At 63.2% G+C, this 16,154-nt stretch carries 13 protein-coding genes and 1 tRNA gene; 10 read left to right on the forward strand and 4 right to left on the reverse strand.

The window, feature by feature from the left end; all coding sequences use genetic code 11:
• Positions 1-76: 76 nt before the first annotated feature.
• The 3 genes from QCE73_RS00375 to dprA all read right to left on the reverse strand — a co-directional run bounded on the left by QCE73_RS00375 (position 77) and on the right by dprA (position 4,563).
• Positions 77-2,722 (reverse strand): DNA topoisomerase III, encoded by a 2,646-nt coding sequence (locus QCE73_RS00375; protein WP_309879380.1) that lies wholly within the window; start codon positions 2,720-2,722, stop codon positions 77-79.
• 169 nt (positions 2,723-2,891) lie between these two features.
• Positions 2,892-3,269, reverse strand: coding sequence for a thioredoxin family protein (locus tag QCE73_RS00380; protein ID WP_035509772.1), 378 nt, complete (start codon positions 3,267-3,269; stop codon positions 2,892-2,894).
• A gap of 76 nt (positions 3,270-3,345) precedes the next feature.
• Positions 3,346-4,563 (reverse strand): DNA-processing protein DprA, encoded by a 1,218-nt coding sequence (gene dprA / locus QCE73_RS00385; protein ID WP_309879381.1) that lies wholly within the window; start codon positions 4,561-4,563, stop codon positions 3,346-3,348.
• Positions 4,564-4,763: 200 nt separating this feature from the next.
• Here dprA and def point away from each other — a divergent pair, with 200 nt between their 5' ends.
• The 9 genes from def (at position 4,764) to QCE73_RS00430 (ending at position 13,450) form a co-directional block, all read left to right on the forward strand.
• Positions 4,764-5,267, forward strand: coding sequence for a peptide deformylase (def, locus tag QCE73_RS00390; RefSeq protein ID WP_187608207.1), 504 nt, complete (start codon positions 4,764-4,766; stop codon positions 5,265-5,267).
• Between the two features lie 3 nt (positions 5,268-5,270).
• Positions 5,271-6,245 (forward strand): methionyl-tRNA formyltransferase, encoded by a 975-nt coding sequence (fmt, locus tag QCE73_RS00395; protein WP_309879382.1) that lies wholly within the window; start codon positions 5,271-5,273, stop codon positions 6,243-6,245.
• A gap of 70 nt (positions 6,246-6,315) precedes the next feature.
• Entirely contained in the window at positions 6,316-6,963 is a 648-nt protein-coding gene (locus tag QCE73_RS00400; protein ID WP_035509766.1) for a LysE family translocator, read from the forward strand.
• Between the two features lie 130 nt (positions 6,964-7,093).
• On the forward strand, positions 7,094-7,948 hold the full coding sequence (gene htpX, locus QCE73_RS00405; protein WP_309879383.1) for a zinc metalloprotease HtpX: 855 nt from the start codon (positions 7,094-7,096) through the stop codon (positions 7,946-7,948).
• A gap of 164 nt (positions 7,949-8,112) precedes the next feature.
• A complete protein-coding gene (gene rsmB / locus QCE73_RS00410) occupies positions 8,113-9,531 on the forward strand; it encodes a 16S rRNA (cytosine(967)-C(5))-methyltransferase RsmB (RefSeq protein WP_309879384.1) in 1,419 nt (472 codons plus the stop codon).
• Complete coding sequence (locus tag QCE73_RS00415; RefSeq protein WP_035509747.1) at positions 9,528-10,124, forward strand: DUF4390 domain-containing protein; 597 nt, start codon at positions 9,528-9,530, stop codon at positions 10,122-10,124. Before rsmB ends, QCE73_RS00415 begins: the two co-directional genes overlap by 4 nt.
• The gene (locus QCE73_RS00420; protein WP_404989721.1) at positions 10,114-12,576 is read left to right on the forward strand and encodes a sensor histidine kinase; all 2,463 of its coding nucleotides are present in this window, start codon (positions 10,114-10,116) and stop codon (positions 12,574-12,576) included. The genes QCE73_RS00415 and QCE73_RS00420 overlap by 11 nt, the downstream gene beginning before the upstream one ends.
• Positions 12,577-13,290 carry a response regulator transcription factor EsaR gene (esaR, locus tag QCE73_RS00425; protein WP_035509744.1) on the forward strand — a complete coding sequence of 238 codons (714 nt, stop codon included), beginning with the start codon at positions 12,577-12,579 and terminating at the stop codon, positions 13,288-13,290.
• A gap of 84 nt (positions 13,291-13,374) precedes the next feature.
• Positions 13,375-13,450: transfer RNA gene (locus QCE73_RS00430), tRNA-Phe, on the forward strand.
• Between the two features lie 113 nt (positions 13,451-13,563).
• On the opposite strand, the gene QCE73_RS00435 is transcribed toward QCE73_RS00430, so the two are convergent.
• On the reverse strand, positions 13,564-14,697 hold the full coding sequence (locus tag QCE73_RS00435; protein WP_404989722.1) for a lipopolysaccharide biosynthesis protein: 1,134 nt from the start codon (positions 14,695-14,697) through the stop codon (positions 13,564-13,566).
• Positions 14,698-15,397: 700 nt separating this feature from the next.
• Here QCE73_RS00435 and queC point away from each other — a divergent pair.
• Positions 15,398-16,132: a 7-cyano-7-deazaguanine synthase QueC gene (queC, locus tag QCE73_RS00440; protein ID WP_035509741.1), complete on the forward strand. Its 735-nt coding sequence runs from the start codon at positions 15,398-15,400 to the stop codon at positions 16,130-16,132.
• Positions 16,133-16,154: the final 22 nt, after the last annotated feature.

The raw sequence follows: 16,154 nt of genomic DNA on the forward strand, positions 1-16,154 counted from the left end.
CGCGCAAAGCGCAAATGAAAAAACCCCCGCGAAGCGATTCGCGGGGGTTTTTCCTTTCAGCGGGAGAAGAGGGCGATCAGCTCGCCTTCTTCGCCGCGGTCTTTTTCGCTGCCGCCTTTTTCGCGGGCGCTTTCTTCGCAGCGGTCTTCGCGGACGTGGTCTTGGCGGCTACGGCGACATCGCTATCGCCGCTTTCGTCGCCGCTGTCGGCCTGAGTTTCCGCCGTCGCGCCACGTTTGGCCGCCGTTTTCGCCGCCGGCTTGCCTTCCTTCTTCTCGAACTCGAAGCCGATCTTGCCGTCCGGCTGCTTCACGAGAAACGCCTTGAAGTTGCGCCCCGTGCGCGACGACTTGAAGTTCGTGAGCAGATCGGTGCGGCCTTCGTTCAGCAGCTTTTCCATCTGATCGCGGCCGATTTCCTGCTGGAGAATCACCTTGCCCGATCGGAAATCGCACGTCTTCGGATTCGACACCGAGTTCTCGCACACATAGCTCATGCCGTGCTCGAACACGCGCGACTGGCACTTCGGGCACGCGCCGACCGGCGTCTGCTCGGAGAAATCGGGCGGTTCGCCGTCTTCGCCGCCGGAATCCTGGCCGAAGTCGAATTCGAGCTTGTAATTCTTGATCTCGTCGTCGAGCGAGAGTTTGAGGATGGCGGAGAACGGACGTCCCATCTTGCTGCGGAAGCCCGACAACGGCCCGATGGTTTTCTCGCGCAGCAATTCCTCGACTTCCGGAATTTCGAACTGCCGGCCGCCCGGAATCTTCGAGATCGAGAATTCGCACTTCGTGCAGGCGAAACGGCGATAGTTTTCCTTCACCTGCGCGCCGCAGTTGGGGCACGGCGTTTCGAGCGTCGCGTAATCGCCGGGGATCGTGTCGGAGTCGTATTCCTTCGCGCGCTTGACGATGGTCTGCGTCATGCGCGCGATTTCCTGCATGAACGCATCCCGATGCAGATTGCCGCGCTCCATCTGCGAAAGCTTGTGCTCCCACTGTCCGGTCAATTCCGGCGCGGTCAGTTCCTCGACGCCGAGGCCGCGCAGCAACGTCATCAACTGGAACGCCTTCGCCGTCGGAATAAGCTCGCGGCCTTCGCGCACCATATATTTCTCGCCGAGCAGCCCTTCGATGATTGCCGCGCGCGTGGCCGGCGTGCCGAGGCCCTTCGCGGCCATCGCATCGCGCAGCTCTTCGTCTTCGACCAGCTTGCCCGCGCCTTCCATCGCCGAGAGCAGCGACGCTTCGTTGTAGCGCGCGGGCGGCTTGGTCACGAGGCCGTGCGCCTGGACCTTCTCGACATCGACCTTTTCGTCCTTCTGCACCGGCACGAGGTTGCCGTCTTCGCCCGCGGCTTCGCGGCCGTAGATCTGCAGCCAGCCCGGCTCGACGAGCACCTTGCCTTCCGTCTTGAAGTGATGTCCCGAGACTTCGGTGATGCGCGTAGTCACGAGATATTCCGCCGCCGGGAAGAACACCGACAGGAAGCGCTTCACGACGAGGTCGTACAGCTTCTGCTCGGGTTCCGACAGCGACTTCGGCGCCTGCAGCGTCGGGATGATGGCGAAGTGATCGCTGATCTTCGAATTATCGAAAATGCGCTTGTTCGGCTTCACCCAGCCCTTGTCGAGCACCTGCTTCGCGAACGGCAGATAGTTGTTGCTCTCCTTGAGCATGGTCATCGTGTCCTTGACCGTGCTCATGTAGTCCTCGGGGAGCGCGCGCGAATCGGTACGCGGATAGGTCAGGACCTTGTGCTTTTCGTACAGCGCCTGCGCGAGGCCGAGCGTGTTCTTCGCCGAAAAACCGAAACGGCCATTGGCTTCGCGCTGCAAGCTGGTCAGATCGAAGAGCAGCGGCGACATTTGCGTCGACGGCTTCGATTCCTCGGTCACGACGCCGGTCTTGCCGCGGCACGCTGCGACGATCGTTTCCGCCGCCGGGAGACTCCACAGGCGCGAATCGCGCTGTTCGGGATCGTTTTCGACGCGCTTGAACTTCGGGTCGAACCAGCGGCCTTCGTACAGGCCCTTCGCCGCGATGAACTCGGCGCGCACTTCCCAGTAATCGCGCGGAACGAAGCGACGGATTTTTTCCTCACGTTCGACGACGATCGACAACGTAGGCGTCTGAACGCGACCGACAGTCGTCAAAAAGAAGCCGCCGCCCTTGCTGTTGAACGCGGTCATCGCGCGCGTGCCGTTGATGCCGACGAGCCAGTCCGCTTCGGAGCGGCAGCGGGCAGCATCGGCGAGCGGCTGCATGTCGGCGTCGCTGCGCAGGTTCGCGAAGCCTTCGCGGATCGCGGCGGGCGTCATCGATTGCAGCCACAAACGTTGCACCGGCTGTTTCGCCTTCGCGTGCTGCGCGATCAGGCGGAAGATCAGTTCGCCCTCGCGCCCCGCGTCACATGCGTTGATGAGCCGGTCGATATCCTTGCGCTTCATCAGCTTCGTCAGCACCTTCAGGCGCGACTCGCTCTTGGCGATCGGATTCAGGTCGAAATGCGGCGGAATCACCGGCAGATTGGCGAAGCTCCATTTGCCGCGCTTGACGTCGTACTCTTCCGGCGCGGCGATCTCGAGCAGATGGCCGACTGCGGACGAGAGCACGTAGTCGTCGCTCTCGTAGTACTCGTCATGCTTGGTGAAGCCGCCCAGCGCACGCGCGATGTCGTTCGCGACGGAGGGCTTCTCAGCGATGATCAGGGCTTTGGACATGACTCAAATAGTTGGTAACTGGCAGCGGCCCGGTTTGGACTGCTTTAACGCCGCTTTATAGCACACGCTTTGCGCGGCGGGCGTCGAAGCTGGAATCGGGGCGGTTCAATATCCGGCTCGCGAAGCGCATGGCGAGAAGCGCAAAACGCGCGTTTCGCGTGCGCCGCGATCAGGCCGTGGCAAGCGCCGGGCGCAGTTTGGGCGCCCCGACCATGCCTGGCAGCGCGGTCAGATCGGTCAGCATCCGATCGACGATGGACGCCTGCGGCAGCACCGTGCCGAAGAAGCGCGTCGTAACGGCGTCCTCGATCAGGATGGTAGGAAAATTTTCGACGTCGAGGTCGTCGAAACGATCGGCGTGATTCTCGATATCGATCCAGGCGAAGCAGATTTCCGGATGCGCAGCCGCCAGCCTGTCGAACCCTTCGCGATATTCGCGACAGGTTCCGCACCATTCCGCGCACAGGCAGGCGACGAACAGCGTGCCGGGCACGGCGATGCGCTCCGCGATGCGATCGGCATCGGTATCGAGATTCAGCGCGGACATGGCGGGTGCGAAATCCTTTTATTGGTATCGACTGCGGGGATTGCTCATTTTTCCGCGAATGTAGCACGATGCGGCATCACGAGCGCTCCACCGCCGTGTAGCGGCCGCCTGCAAGCGCGGCCACGCGGCCCGATAGTTCCAGTTGCAGCAGCGCGCCCTGGAGCGCCGCTCCATCCAGATCAGTGCGCATCGCGAGGATTTCAAGCGTCGCGGGCGCGTGGCCGAGCGCGTCGAGAACACGGCTGGCGTCGCCGTCGATCGCGCTGTCGGCTTCATCCGATCGCGCCGATGCCCACGACGCGCTGACCGGACGCGGCCTGGCGCGTCTCGCCGCCGCGGAAGCCGCGCGTGCCGTCGCGGGCGAAAAACCGAACTCTTCGAGCACGTCTTCCGGCGTTTCGACGAGTTTCGCGCCCTGCTTGAGCAGCCGATGACAACCCTGCGAGAGCGGCGCGTGAATCGAGCCGGGAATCGCGAAGACATCACGCCCCATTTCGTTGGCGAGCCGGGCGGTGATGAGCGAGCCGGAACGCATCGCGGCCTCGACGATCAGCACGCCGCCCGACATGCCCGCAATCAGCCTGTTCCTTTGGGGAAAATTGGCGGAGCGCGCCGGCGTGCCGAGCGGCCATTCGGAGAGCATCGCGCCGTCGCGGGCGATTTCATGCGCGAGCGTGTGATGTGCCGCCGGATAGACCAGATCGGCGCCCGTGCCGATCACGGAAACGGTACCGGTGGCACCTTCCAGCGCGCCGCGATGCGCGGATGCGTCGATGCCGAGCGCGAGACCGGACACCACCGCGAGTCCCGCATCCGACAGTACGCGGGCAAAGCGGCGCGCGTCTTCGAGTCCTTGCGGCGAGGCGTGCCGGCTCCCGACGATAGCCACCGCGCGCGCCTGAAGAAGTTCGAGCCGGCCTTTCGCGTAGAGCAGCGGCGGCGGGTCCGGCATCGTGAGCAGCGTCTGCGGATAGGTGGCGTCGGCGAGCGTGAGAATGTGATTGCCTGGTTCGGATGCCCACGCGAAAGCCGCTTCAATATAGTCGTCGAACGGAACGCCTTCGATTTCCTCCGGCGGCGCGAGCACGGCCTCGGCGGCGCGGGCGTCGGCGATATCGGCGAGCGACGCAAAGCTCGCCGACAGAACTTCGAGGGGACCGCCGAAAGCACCGAGCAACGTGCGCAGCGCGAGTGGCCGAAGCCCCTTTGCGTGCGCGAGCCGCAGCCATGCGCGCAGTTCGTCGGCATCGAGTGTCGGGGCGGCTTCCCCGGTCGGCAGGTCGGCGGTCGTCATGTTAAGATTTTTGATCCGGAACAGATAAAGAAAGGTCGCTCAGGCGCGGTTCAAAGCCCGACGCGACGCCCATTGGCCGCTTGCCGGCGGCGTTGAATCCACTGGATTCGCCCGCATATCTTCGGCATGCCGCCACTCACCCGCAACCTGGCCGAATGGCCGATTTACACGTGCCGCGGCGCGCGTAGACAATCCGAATCATGGCTCTGCTCAAGATACTCAACTACCCGGACAAGCGGCTGAACAAGGTGGCGAAGCCCGTCGCCGTGGTCGACGACCGCATCCGCAAGCTCGTCGCCGACATGGCCGAGACGATGTACGCCGCGCCCGGCGTCGGGCTCGCCGCGACGCAGGTGGACGTGCACGAGCGCGTGATCGTGATCGATGTCTCCGACGCGCACGACCAGCTCATGGTGTTCATCAACCCGGAACTCGTCTGGACGAGCGACCAGAAGAAGGAATGGGAAGAGGGTTGCCTCTCGGTGCCCGGCATTTACGATTTCGTCGAGCGTCCCGACAAGGTGCGCGTGAAGGCGCTGAACGAGAAGGGCGAAACCTTCGAGCTCGATTGCGACGGTCTGCTCGCGGTCTGCATCCAGCACGAAATGGATCATCTGGCGGGTCACGTGTTCGTCGAATATCTGTCGTCGCTCAAGCAGACGCGCATTCGCGGCAAGATGAAGAAGCTGGAAAAGGCGCTGTAACCGATGACTCAATCGTTGCGCGTGGTTTTCGCCGGGACGCCGGAATTCGCTGCCGCGGCGCTCGCGGCCATTCATGCGGCGGGATTTTCCGTGCCGCTCGTGCTCACGCAGCCCGATCGGCCCGCCGGGCGTGGCATGAAGCTGAACGCAAGCCCGGTCAAGCGCTTCGCCGTCGAGCACGGTTTGAAGGTCGCGCAACCCACTTCGCTGCGGCGCGCGGGCAAATATCCGCAAGAAGCGGCGGAGGCCATCGACCTGTTGCGCGCCACGCCTCACGATGTCATGGTCGTCGCCGCTTACGGGCTGATCCTGCCGCAGGAAGTGCTCGATATCCCGCCGCGCGGCGCGATCAACATCCACGCGTCGTTGCTGCCGCGCTGGCGTGGCGCTGCGCCGATCCATCGCGCGATCGAAGCGGGCGACGCCGAAACCGGCATCACGCTGATGCAGATGGACGCCGGCCTCGACACCGGCGCGATGATCCGCGAAGCCCGCACCCCGATTCTCCCCGACGACACCACGGCCACGCTGCACGACCGGCTCGCGCAAATGGGCGCCGAGTTGATCGTCGCGGGATTGCGTGATCTCGAACGCGATGGTTCGCTGCCGTCCACGCCGCAGCCCGAAGAAGGCACGACGTACGCCGAAAAGATTGCCAAGAACGAGGCCGCGCTCGACTGGCGGCGTCCGGCGGAAGAACTCGCGCGCCAGATTCGCGCGTTCGATCCGTTTCCCGGCGCGTTCGGCACACTCGACAACGCCGCGATCAAGATCTGGGCCGCGCAACCGGTCGCGGCTTCATCGAATGCGGAACCCGGCACGATCATCGAAGTTTCATCGGACGGCATCGTCGTGGCCTGTGGCGGCGGCGCGCTGAAACTCACGCAACTGCAAAAGCCCGGCGGCAAGCGTCTGCCCGTGCGCGAATTTCTCGCGGGCGCGTCGCTCGCGAAAGGCCAGCGTTTCGCGCTCCAGTAAGGGACGGCGAAACGGGCGCGGCGCTAAAATAAATAGTTGTCACCACGCACTCGCCCGTCTGGAGTTTTCGATGCTCGGCATCACCGGTTTTGCCTTCTTCCTCGTCGCCGTATTTCTTCTCAACGTCACGCCCGGCCCCGATACTGCGTACATCGTCGGGCGCAGTGTCGCTCAGGGGCGCGGCGCCGGCATCGTGTCGGCGCTCGGCATTTCGGCTGGCTGCATCATCCATACGCTCGCGTGCGCGTTCGGTCTGACGGCGATCCTCGCCGCATCGGCGACAGCGTTCACCGTCATCAAGGTTGCCGGCGCGATTTATCTGATTTATCTCGGCGTGCGTCTGATTTTCACGAAGCATGACGATGCAGAGCCCTCCCGCGCGGCGCAGACAAACGAAAAAGCCCCGCCGAAATCGCTGCTCCAGCTTTTCGCGCAGGGTTTCGTCACGAATGTGCTGAATCCGAAGGTCGTGTTGTTCTTCGTATCGTTCTTTCCGCAATTCGTCGCCGCGGACAGTCAACACAAAACGCTCGCTTTCCTCACGCTCGGCATTGTTTTCATCGCGATGAGCACGGTCTGGAACAGCTTCGTCGCATGGATCGCGGGCAGCGTCACGGAGCGCTTCGCAGGCAAATCCGGCGTGAAAAAGTGGCTGGATCGCGGCGTCGGCAGCGCGTTCGTCGGTTTGGGCATCAAGCTCGCGACTTCGCATCGATAAATCGCCCAACTGCGGATTGAATTATTGATGGACGCCCATATCTAACATTTTGCTTACAATCGTGGCTCCGGTCGTGTCGGCCGGGTAACCGCGCACTTCGCGCAGCGTATTAGGGAGAGGAGCTCCGGAAATGTTCAACTGGGTCAAAACCGCGATGCTGATGGCTGCGATCACGGCCCTCTTTGTCGTGATCGGCGGTGTAATTGGCGGGTCGAAGGGCATGATGCTCGCGCTGATCATCGCGCTCGGCATGAATTTCTTTTCGTACTGGTTCTCGGACAAGATGGTCCTGCGCATGTACAACGCGCAGGAAGTCGACGAGACCACCGCGCCGCAGTTCTATCGCATGGTGCGCGAGCTGGCCACGCGCGCTCAATTGCCGATGCCGCGCGTCTATCTGATCAACGAAGACGCGCCGAACGCGTTCGCCACGGGCCGCAACCCCGAGCACGCGGCGGTCGCGGCGACCACGAGCATTCTGCGTGTGCTGTCCGAGCGCGAAATGCGCGGCGTGATGGCGCACGAACTGGCGCACGTGAAGCACCGCGACATCCTGATCTCGACGATCTCCGCGACGATGGCCGGTGCGATCTCCGCGCTCGCCAACTTCGCGATGTTCTTCGGCGGGCGCGACGACGAAGGCCGTCCGTCGAATCCGATCGCGAGCATTCTGGTGGCGATTCTCGCGCCGATCGCGGGCGCGCTGATCCAGATGGCGATTTCGCGTGCGCGCGAGTTCGAAGCCGATCGCGGCGGCGCGGAGATTTCAGGCGATCCGCAAGCGCTCGCGAGTGCGCTGGAGAAGATTCACGCTTACGCCACCGGCGTGCCGTTCCCGACGGCGGAAGCGCACCCGGCGACCGCGCAGATGATGATCATGAATCCGCTCTCGGGCGGCGGCATCGCGAATCTGTTCTCGACGCACCCGGCGACGGAAGAGCGCGTCGCGCGTCTGATGGAAATGGCGCGCACGGGCCGCTTCTAAGCCCGCTTCCAAGACAATCGACGTTTTAACGAAGGCCGTTCCGGTTGCGCCGGAACGGCCTTTTTGCTTGTCGTCGGCAGCCCGTCCGGGCGCGCGATCCCCGCAAGTTACAATCCTCGTTCACGCAAGCCGTCCGCTTGCCGCTCGACCGTTCTCGTTTCTCAATGACCGACAAGCCTTCCCGGCGGCCCGCCGCCGCGCATTCCCGCCTGAGCGCTCTCCATCTCGCGCCCGATTCGCTCGCGTTCGCGCTGGATTGCGCGGCGCAGGCCGTGGGCGCGGTGCGCGCGGGCTCGGCGCTGCCGGCCGCGTTGCAGACCGTCATCGCGTCGGCGAAGCATGCGGAGGCGCGTGGGGCGGTGCAGGACATCGCGTATCGCGCGATGCGCCGTCTCGCGCTCGCGGATGCGCTCCTGCGCAAACTCGTGAAGAAGGCGCCGCCGCCGCATGTCGCGAACGTGCTCGTCTGCGCGTTCACGCTGCTGACCGACGACGAAGCGCACGCGGCCTACGCGCCTTTCACCGTCGTCGACCAGGCGGTGAGCGTAATCGCGGCGCGGCGCGAATTCGCGTTCGCGAAAGGTCTGGTCAACGCGGTGCTGCGCAATTTCCTGCGCGAGCGCGAAACGCTCATCAATGAAGCGCGCAAGGATCCCGTCGCGCGCTGGAATTATCCGCAATGGTGGATCGATGCCGTGAAGCGCGGACAGCCCGAAGCATGGGAGCGCATTCTCGAAACGGGCAACGAGCAAGGGCCGCTGACGTTGCGTGTGAATGCGCGTCACGCCACCGTCGATCAATATCTCGCGCGCCTCGAAGACGCGCATATCGAAGCCGAAGCCGTGGGCCTTCACGCGGTGCGCCTGAAAACGCCGATGCCCGTCGATCGCATTCCGGGCTTCGACGAAGGCGTCGTCTCGGTGCAGGACGCGGGCGCGCAACGCGCGGCGCAACTGCTCGGCCTGAAAGACGGCATGCGCGTACTCGACGCGTGCGCCGCGCCGGGCGGCAAGACGGGGCATATTCTCGAACTCGCGAACGTCGATCTGATCGCGCTCGAAAGCGACGCGGAGCGCTCGGGCCGCATCGGACAGAATCTGAGGCGCCTGAAACTCGAGGCGCAAATCGAAGTGGGTGACGCGGGCGATCCCGCGCAATGGTTCGACGGCGTGCCGTTCGATCGCGTTCTCGCCGACGTGCCGTGCTCGGCGTCGGGCATCGTGCGCCGTCATCCGGACATCCGCTGGCTGCGGCGCCCATCGGACATCGATGCGCTCGTCGCCGAGCAGCGGCGCATCGTGAGCGCGCTGTGGCCGCTCGTCGCGAAGGGCGGCGAACTGCTGTACGTGACATGCTCCATCTTTCCCGAGGAAGGCGAAGAACAGGCCCGCTGGTTTGGAACCGCGCATGAAGATGCGGTACGATTGGACGCGCCGGGGCAATTGTTACCGACAGCGGCGCGCGCGAGCGCGGGCGCGGTGCAAGGCTCACCGGACGGTACAAATCTCGCGGACCCGGGCCGGGACGCGGAGACCTTCGCGGACCACGACGGATTTTTCTACGCGCGCTTTCAGAAACGGTGACGATCAAACGCTTTTTTCCGCTTCGGCTCGCGGCCGTCATCTGGACTGCGCTGACGCTCTGGCTGACGTTCGCCGCAGCCGACCCCGCGTTTGCCGAGACGATCGCCGTGCAGCGCGCGTCGCTTCAAGCGGACAACGCCGGCTGGAGTCTCGACGCGCATTTCGACTTCGACCTGAACAACAGCCTCGAAGATGCCGTGAACCGCAGCGTGCCGCTCTATTTCACTATCGATTTCAATCTGTCGAGGCCGCGCTGGTATTGGTTCGACGAAGAGCCGGTCAATGTGTCGCAGAGCATCCGGCTTTCCTATCAGCCGCTGACGAACGAGTATCGTGTATCGACGGGCGGCCTGCAGTTGCGTTTCGCCTCGCTCAATGAGGCGCTCGCGGTCATCAAGCACGTGACTTCGTGGCACGTCATCGACCGGAATCAGGTGCATGGCGGCGAAACCTATACCGCATCGGTGCGCATGCAGCTCGACATCGCGCTCATGCCCAAGCCGTTCCAGATCGACGCGGTGAACAACCGAGACTGGAACCTTTCCTCGGACTGGAAGCGTTTTACTTTTACGGCGGCAGAACGTGCGAAATAGATTTCGACGCGGCCGCACGGACATCAAGAGTTTCGTCGTCCGTTTGCTGGTCTCCACGGTGGCGCTCACGGCAGTTCTGCTGCTCGTGATGCTCGCGCTCGCGAGTGCGAACACCGAATTCTTCGACCGCTACTACGGCTGGCTCTACGCGGCGAACGTCGCGGTGGCGGTCGTCTTCATGCTGATCGTCATCAGCCTGTTCATCATCATCGTGTCGCGGGTGAGGCAGGGGCGTTTCGGCACGCGATTGCTCGCGAAGCTCGCCTTCATTTTCGCGCTCGTCGGTGTCGTGCCGGGCGCGATCATCTACGTGGTTTCGTATCAGTTCGTGTCGCGAAGCATCGAATCGTGGTTCGACGTGAATGTCGAGACAGCGCTCTCGTCGGGCCTGACGCTCGGCCGCGGCATGCTCGAATCATCGCTCGCCGATTTCAAGAATCGCGGCCGGCAGATGAGCGATCAGCTCGCAAGCGCCGATCCATCGAGTCTCACGCTGTCGCTCCTGCGCCTGCGCGATCAATACGGCGTGCAGGACGCGGTCGTGTTCGAGCGGCCGCGCGATCAGTACAACCGCGAAGATCTCGCATCGAACAACAGCTCGCTGAGGGTGCCGGGGCTTCGCACGGTCGCGCAGGCATCGGGCAATTACTACGCGCTCCTGCCCGCCAACGAACCGACCGGCACGATGCTCAGGGAGGCGCAGGATCATCCGTATGGCGCGATCGAGGGCGAGATCGACGGCGATCCGAAATCGAATGGGCCGAAGGGCGCGCTGCGTCTGCGCGTGGTCACGAAGATCCCCGATCCGACTACGACCACCGAATTCCAGCATGTCGATCGCTTCCTGCAGATCGAGCAACCCGTGAGTCAGGAACTCGCGCGCAATGCCGACGCCGTGCAGCGCGCGTATCGCGAGTATCAGGAAAAGCGGCTCGGGCGCACGGGCTTGCGCAAGATGTATATCGGCACGCTGACGCTCGCGCTCTTTCTCGCGACCTTCATCGCGATGATGCTCGCACTCGCGCTCGGCAATCAGCTCGCGCGGCCGCTGTTTCTGCTCGCGCAAGGTACGAAGGAAGTGGCCGAAGGCGACTACACGCCCAAACGAGAGATCAATTCGCGCGACGAGCTGGGATTCCTTACGCAGTCCTTCAACGCGATGACGCGCCAGCTTTCCGAGGCGCGCGCGGCGGTCGAGAACAACCGCGTCGCGCTGGAGCATTCGAAGGCGTATCTCGAAAGCATTCTCGCGAATCTGACGGCGGGCGTGTTCGTGTTCGACCGGCAGTTCCGCTTGACCACCGCGAATCGCGGCGCGGAGCGCATCTTCCGCCAGCCGTTCGGCGCGCTGCTCAATCAGCCGCTCGATCAGATCGGCGTTCTCGCCGAGCTCGGCACGATGGTGAAGAAGGCCTTCGCGGAGCGCGATGCGGCCGAAGTCGGCAGCGGCCATCCGATCGGCGATCGCGGTCACTGGCAGCAGCAGGTCGCGGTGACGGTGCCCGGCGAGAACGATCCGCTGACGCTCCTCGTGCGCGGCACGCAGTTGCTGAGCGTGACCGAAAGCGATAGCGACGATGCCGAAACCACCGGCTACGTCGTCGTGTTCGACGACATCTCCGACGTGATCTCGGCGCAGCGTTCGGTCGCGTGGGGCGAAGTCGCGCGGCGTCTCGCACACGAGATCAAGAATCCGCTCACGCCGATTCAGCTTTCCGCCGAGCGCTTGCAGATGAAACTCGCGGACAAGCTCGCGCCGCCCGATGCGGACGTGCTCAAGCGGGCGTCGACGACCATCGTCAATCAGGTGCAGGCGATGAAGCAGATGGTCGACGATTTCCGCGAATACGCGCGCACGCCGCCCGCGGTGCTCGGCAATCTGCAACTGAACGATCTCGTCGCGGAAGTGCTGACGCTCTACGGCATCGAGGACGGCAAGACGCCGATCAAGGTGGACCTCGCGAAGCTGCCCGTGATTCGCGGTGACGCAACGCAGATCCGCCAGGTGATCCACAACCTGCTGCAGAACGCGCAGGACGCGGTGGCGGACGTCGCGGAGCCGCGCGTGCTGCTCGAAACGAGGACAGTAGAATATGGCGAGCCCGATGCTTCGGGACATGCGCGTGTCGCGGTTCGCCTCACGGTCTCGGATAACGGTTCGGGCTTCCCGGCGCGTATCCTTTCGCGTGCTTTCGAGCCTTACGTGACGACGAAGGCAAAGGGCACGGGCCTGGGACTTGCAACCGTGAAGAAGATCGTCGACGAGCACGGCGCGCGCATCGACATACGCAACCGCTCGAAGACCGCGGATGTGATCGAAGGCGCGCAGATATCGATTCTGTTTCTACAACTCGCGGACGATACCGCGGCGCCCGGCGCAACACGTCCGGGTGCCGGTTCGGCGGCGAATCAGGGAACGACAAAAGCAACAGTGCAGACAAGGGCAGCGTAAATGGCAACCATCCTGGTGGTAGACGATGAAATGGGGATCCGGGAACTGCTCTCCGAGATCCTGAGCGACGAAGGCCATGTTGTTGAAGTAGCGGAGAACGCGCAGCACGCGCGCGACTACCGCCTGCAGCAAACACCCGATCTCGTTTTGCTCGACATCTGGATGCCCGATACCGACGGCGTGACCCTGCTGAAGGAGTGGGCCGCGCAGGGCAAGCTGACGATGCCGGTGATCATGATGTCGGGGCACGCGACCATCGACACGGCCGTCGAGGCGACGAAGATCGGCGCGCTCAACTTCCTCGAAAAGCCGATCGCGCTGCAAAAGCTCCTGAAGGCTGTCGAGCAGGGACTCGCGCATGGCTCCGCGGCGGCACCCGTGTCGACGATAGCGAAGCCTCCGTCGAGCGCGATGGCATCGGGCGTGCCGGTGGCGGCCGCGCTGCCGACGGCTTCGTCGCTGAACGCATCGGGCGACGCGGCGGCAGGCGGCGCGCCCCAGAGTCAGGCGGGGCAGACGGCATCCATCTCGTTCGATATCCCCTTGCGCGATGCGCGCGATGCGTTCGAGCGCGCTTACTTCGAGTATCACCTCGCACGCGAGAACGGCAGCATGACGCGCGTCGCCGAGAAGACGGGGCTAGAGCGCACGCATCTTTATCGCAAGCTGAAGCAACTGGGCGTCGATCTCGGAAAGAACAAGAACGAGGTTTGAGCGCGGCCCCCGGACATTTTCAGAAAAATGCGCCGGGGGGCTTGAGGGGCGCAAATGAGTCTGCTATAGTTTCACCTCTTCGTTGGCCCGGTAGCTCAGTTGGTAGAGCAGCGGATTGAAAATCCGCGTGTCGGTGGTTCGATTCCGCCCCAGGCCACCAGAATGCAAGAAGCCCGAGAGTGTCATCGCTCTCGGGCTTTTTCATTTTCCGCATTCGAAAAACGGGCACATTCGCGTGAGCGGACTGCCCGTTTTTTTTCAGCTATCCGATCCTCACTTCGGATTCGCGGCGACGAAATTCTTGAACGCGGTGTAGGCCGCCTTCTGCGTCTTGCCGTCGTTCTTCAGGAGACCGTACGCGCCTTCGCCGCCCGCGGGATCGTCATACAGCTCATACGTCTGAATGGCCTGGATGTTGTACTTCGACGCCACCGCGACGAACTCCGCCATCATCTTGTTGCCGACGAGATAAGCCGCGATCTGCTGATCGCTGCCGAGCCACGGGCGCACGCCGAACTCGTTGATCCAGATCGGCTTGCCCATCTGCTGCAACGTCGCGAGCACGTCGTGGCAACCCGTGCCGCCGCACGCGTTCGTGATGTCGCCCATATTCGAGTACCAGTGCCACGCGGTGATGTCCCAGCTCACGACCGGATGACCCGTCGTGCCGTCGGGTTGCGTGCCGTTCGCGAGCATCTGATCGAGACCGTAGTGCAGCCACGTGCCGCCGCCCATGACGATCTTGCCGTTCGGATCGACCGACTTCACGCCGGCGATCATCCCGCGAATCACGCCGCGCGCGATCTGGAATTTGGCGTTGTCGAATTGCTGCGGATAGACGCCGTCGACGTTGCCGGTAAGCGCGTTGGCGTCGAGTTCGTTCGTCACTTCGTAGTACGGGTATTGGTACGCTGTCGCCGTCCAGACGCCGAGCTGGTAGCCCGCGTTGTAGGCGTCGGTTTCGCTGTTGAAGGCGAGGCTCATCAGCATCACCGGATATACGGTCACGCCGCCTGCGGCCATCGTCTTCGCAATGCCCGCGAGCTTGTTGGCGGTCCCCTGGCTGTACACCTCGTTCCGATAAAGCTTCACGCCGAGATCCTGTAACTGCGAGAGCTGTAGCGCCGGGCTGGAGATGTCGTAGGCGCCGCCCTCGTTGTTGTGGCCGTTCGCGCCGTAGAAGATGCTGCTGCCGGCCGCAGCATTCTTCACGGCGACATTCGAGTTGCGATTCGCCGCGGCAGCCGCTGCGGTGGAAGCCGTGTCGAAGGCTTCGTTGCTACCGCCTCCGCACGCACCGAGCAGCAAGCTGGTCGTGACTGCGACGGCGATCAGGTTCGCTCTGGGCCCGGAAAGAGCGCCGATCATGCTGTTGGCCCGAAAGTTGGTCTGAATGTAATTTTTCATTGTGTGTAGTACTAATTAGAGAGTTGTGCATCGGCGAAATCGGTGCAGTTTCCGGAGCGCCGTTGGCAAAGAGCGGATCGGAAACAGACCTGCGGTTCCGCGTCTCCCCGCGGAAGGGTTTGGAAATCAAAAAAACGTTCGTTATGCGAACGAATAACTCCCGTGCGATCCAATCGAGCGATCGCGCTATTACGTGGAGTTAGCTGAAACCCGGAAGGAATTGCTGGTCTTGTTTTTGTTCAGGCGGTCATTTGTCTGTATAACGACCAGACGCCGACCGGGTTAAGCGAATTTCCATAAATTGCCGGATCGACTGGCTTGGCGACGGCAAATAGTTCCGATATCGCCGCCAAACAAGGAACGTCCGTCGAAGCCACGCGCGCCGAGCTCGGCGAACAACCGTGCTCCGTGCTAAAATTCCCGCCGAATTAAGGACTTGCCTCGTCCTCGGACCCGCAAGTCCTTTTCTTTTCGACGCTCCGAATCGCTCGTGCGACGCGCCGGAACCTTCACCGGCGCCCGTCATCTGTCTCGAATTCCGCTATCGGCGACATAAAGGGCGTGCGCGTCCAGGCGAAGGTCGCCGGCCTATACTGGACTCGCGGACGTCGTGCCCGCGCCGCGCATGGCGAAGTCTGGTCGTTCCGACCACCTGTGCGACGTGCGACGCCATTCATTCACGGAGTACGGAGTTTTCACGGTGACTCGGATAGACGCTAAAGACAGCGCGCTCGTGCTGTTCTCCGGCGGCCAGGACTCGGCCACTTGCCTCGCCTGGGCGCTCGAACGCTACAAGACGGTAGAGACGCTCGGCTTCGACTATGGACAACGCCATCGCGTGGAACTCGAATGCCGCGACGGCTTCCGCGCTGCGATCGCGCGCGAGTTTCCGCAGTGGACCGAGCGCCTGGGCGAAGATCACATGATCGATTTGTCCGTGCTCGGCGCGATCAGCGATACCGCGATGACGCGCGAGATCGAGATTCAGGCGAACGCGAGCGGCTTGCCCAACACGTTCGTGCCGGGCCGCAATCTGCTGTTCGTGACGATTGCCGCGGCGGTGGCGTATCGGCGCGGGTTGAAGGTGATCGTCGGAGGCATGTGCGAGACGGACTTTTCCGGCTATCCGGATTGCCGCGACGACACGATGAAGGCGCTGCAAGTCGCGCTCAACCTCGGCATGGAAACGCGCTACGCGCTGGAAACGCCGCTGATGTGGCTCGACAAGGCCGACACCTGGCGGCTCGCGGAAACGCTCGGCGGCGAATCGCTCGTCGAGTTGATCCGCGTCGAAACGCATACGTGTTATGTCGGCGAGCGCGCCGAACTGCACGATTGGGGCTTCGGTTGCGGTCAGTGCCCGGCGTGCAAGCTGCGCAAGCGCGGTTACGAGGCGTATCGTGCGGGCGAGCAGGTCACCATCGCGCCGGTTTGATTTTTACGACGGGTTTCACGAG

Origin of the sequence: Caballeronia sp. LZ029 (assembly GCF_031451275.1) — a bacterium.
In the GTDB taxonomy this organism is placed as follows: Bacteria; Pseudomonadota; Gammaproteobacteria; order Burkholderiales; family Burkholderiaceae; genus Caballeronia; species Caballeronia jiangsuensis.

What these genes read in the sequence shown, in the direction of transcription:
- QCE73_RS00380 (WP_035509772.1), bottom strand. Translation starts at nt 3,269, where the DNA reads ATGTCCGCGCTGAATCTCGATACCGATGCCGATCGCATCGCGGAGCGC.
- htpX (WP_309879383.1), top strand. Translation starts at nt 7,094, where the DNA reads ATGTTCAACTGGGTCAAAACCGCGATGCTGATGGCTGCGATCACGGCC.
- QCE73_RS00400 (WP_035509766.1), top strand. Translation starts at nt 6,316, where the DNA reads ATGCTCGGCATCACCGGTTTTGCCTTCTTCCTCGTCGCCGTATTTCTT.
- fmt (WP_309879382.1), top strand. Translation starts at nt 5,271, where the DNA reads ATGACTCAATCGTTGCGCGTGGTTTTCGCCGGGACGCCGGAATTCGCT.
- QCE73_RS00375 (WP_309879380.1), bottom strand. Translation starts at nt 2,722, where the DNA reads ATGTCCAAAGCCCTGATCATCGCTGAGAAGCCCTCCGTCGCGAACGAC.
- esaR (WP_035509744.1), top strand. Translation starts at nt 12,577, where the DNA reads ATGGCAACCATCCTGGTGGTAGACGATGAAATGGGGATCCGGGAACTG.
- QCE73_RS00435 (WP_404989722.1), bottom strand. Translation starts at nt 14,697, where the DNA reads ATGAAAAATTACATTCAGACCAACTTTCGGGCCAACAGCATGATCGGC.
- rsmB (WP_309879384.1), top strand. Translation starts at nt 8,113, where the DNA reads ATGACCGACAAGCCTTCCCGGCGGCCCGCCGCCGCGCATTCCCGCCTG.
- dprA (WP_309879381.1), bottom strand. Translation starts at nt 4,563, where the DNA reads ATGACGACCGCCGACCTGCCGACCGGGGAAGCCGCCCCGACACTCGAT.
- def (WP_187608207.1), top strand. Translation starts at nt 4,764, where the DNA reads ATGGCTCTGCTCAAGATACTCAACTACCCGGACAAGCGGCTGAACAAG.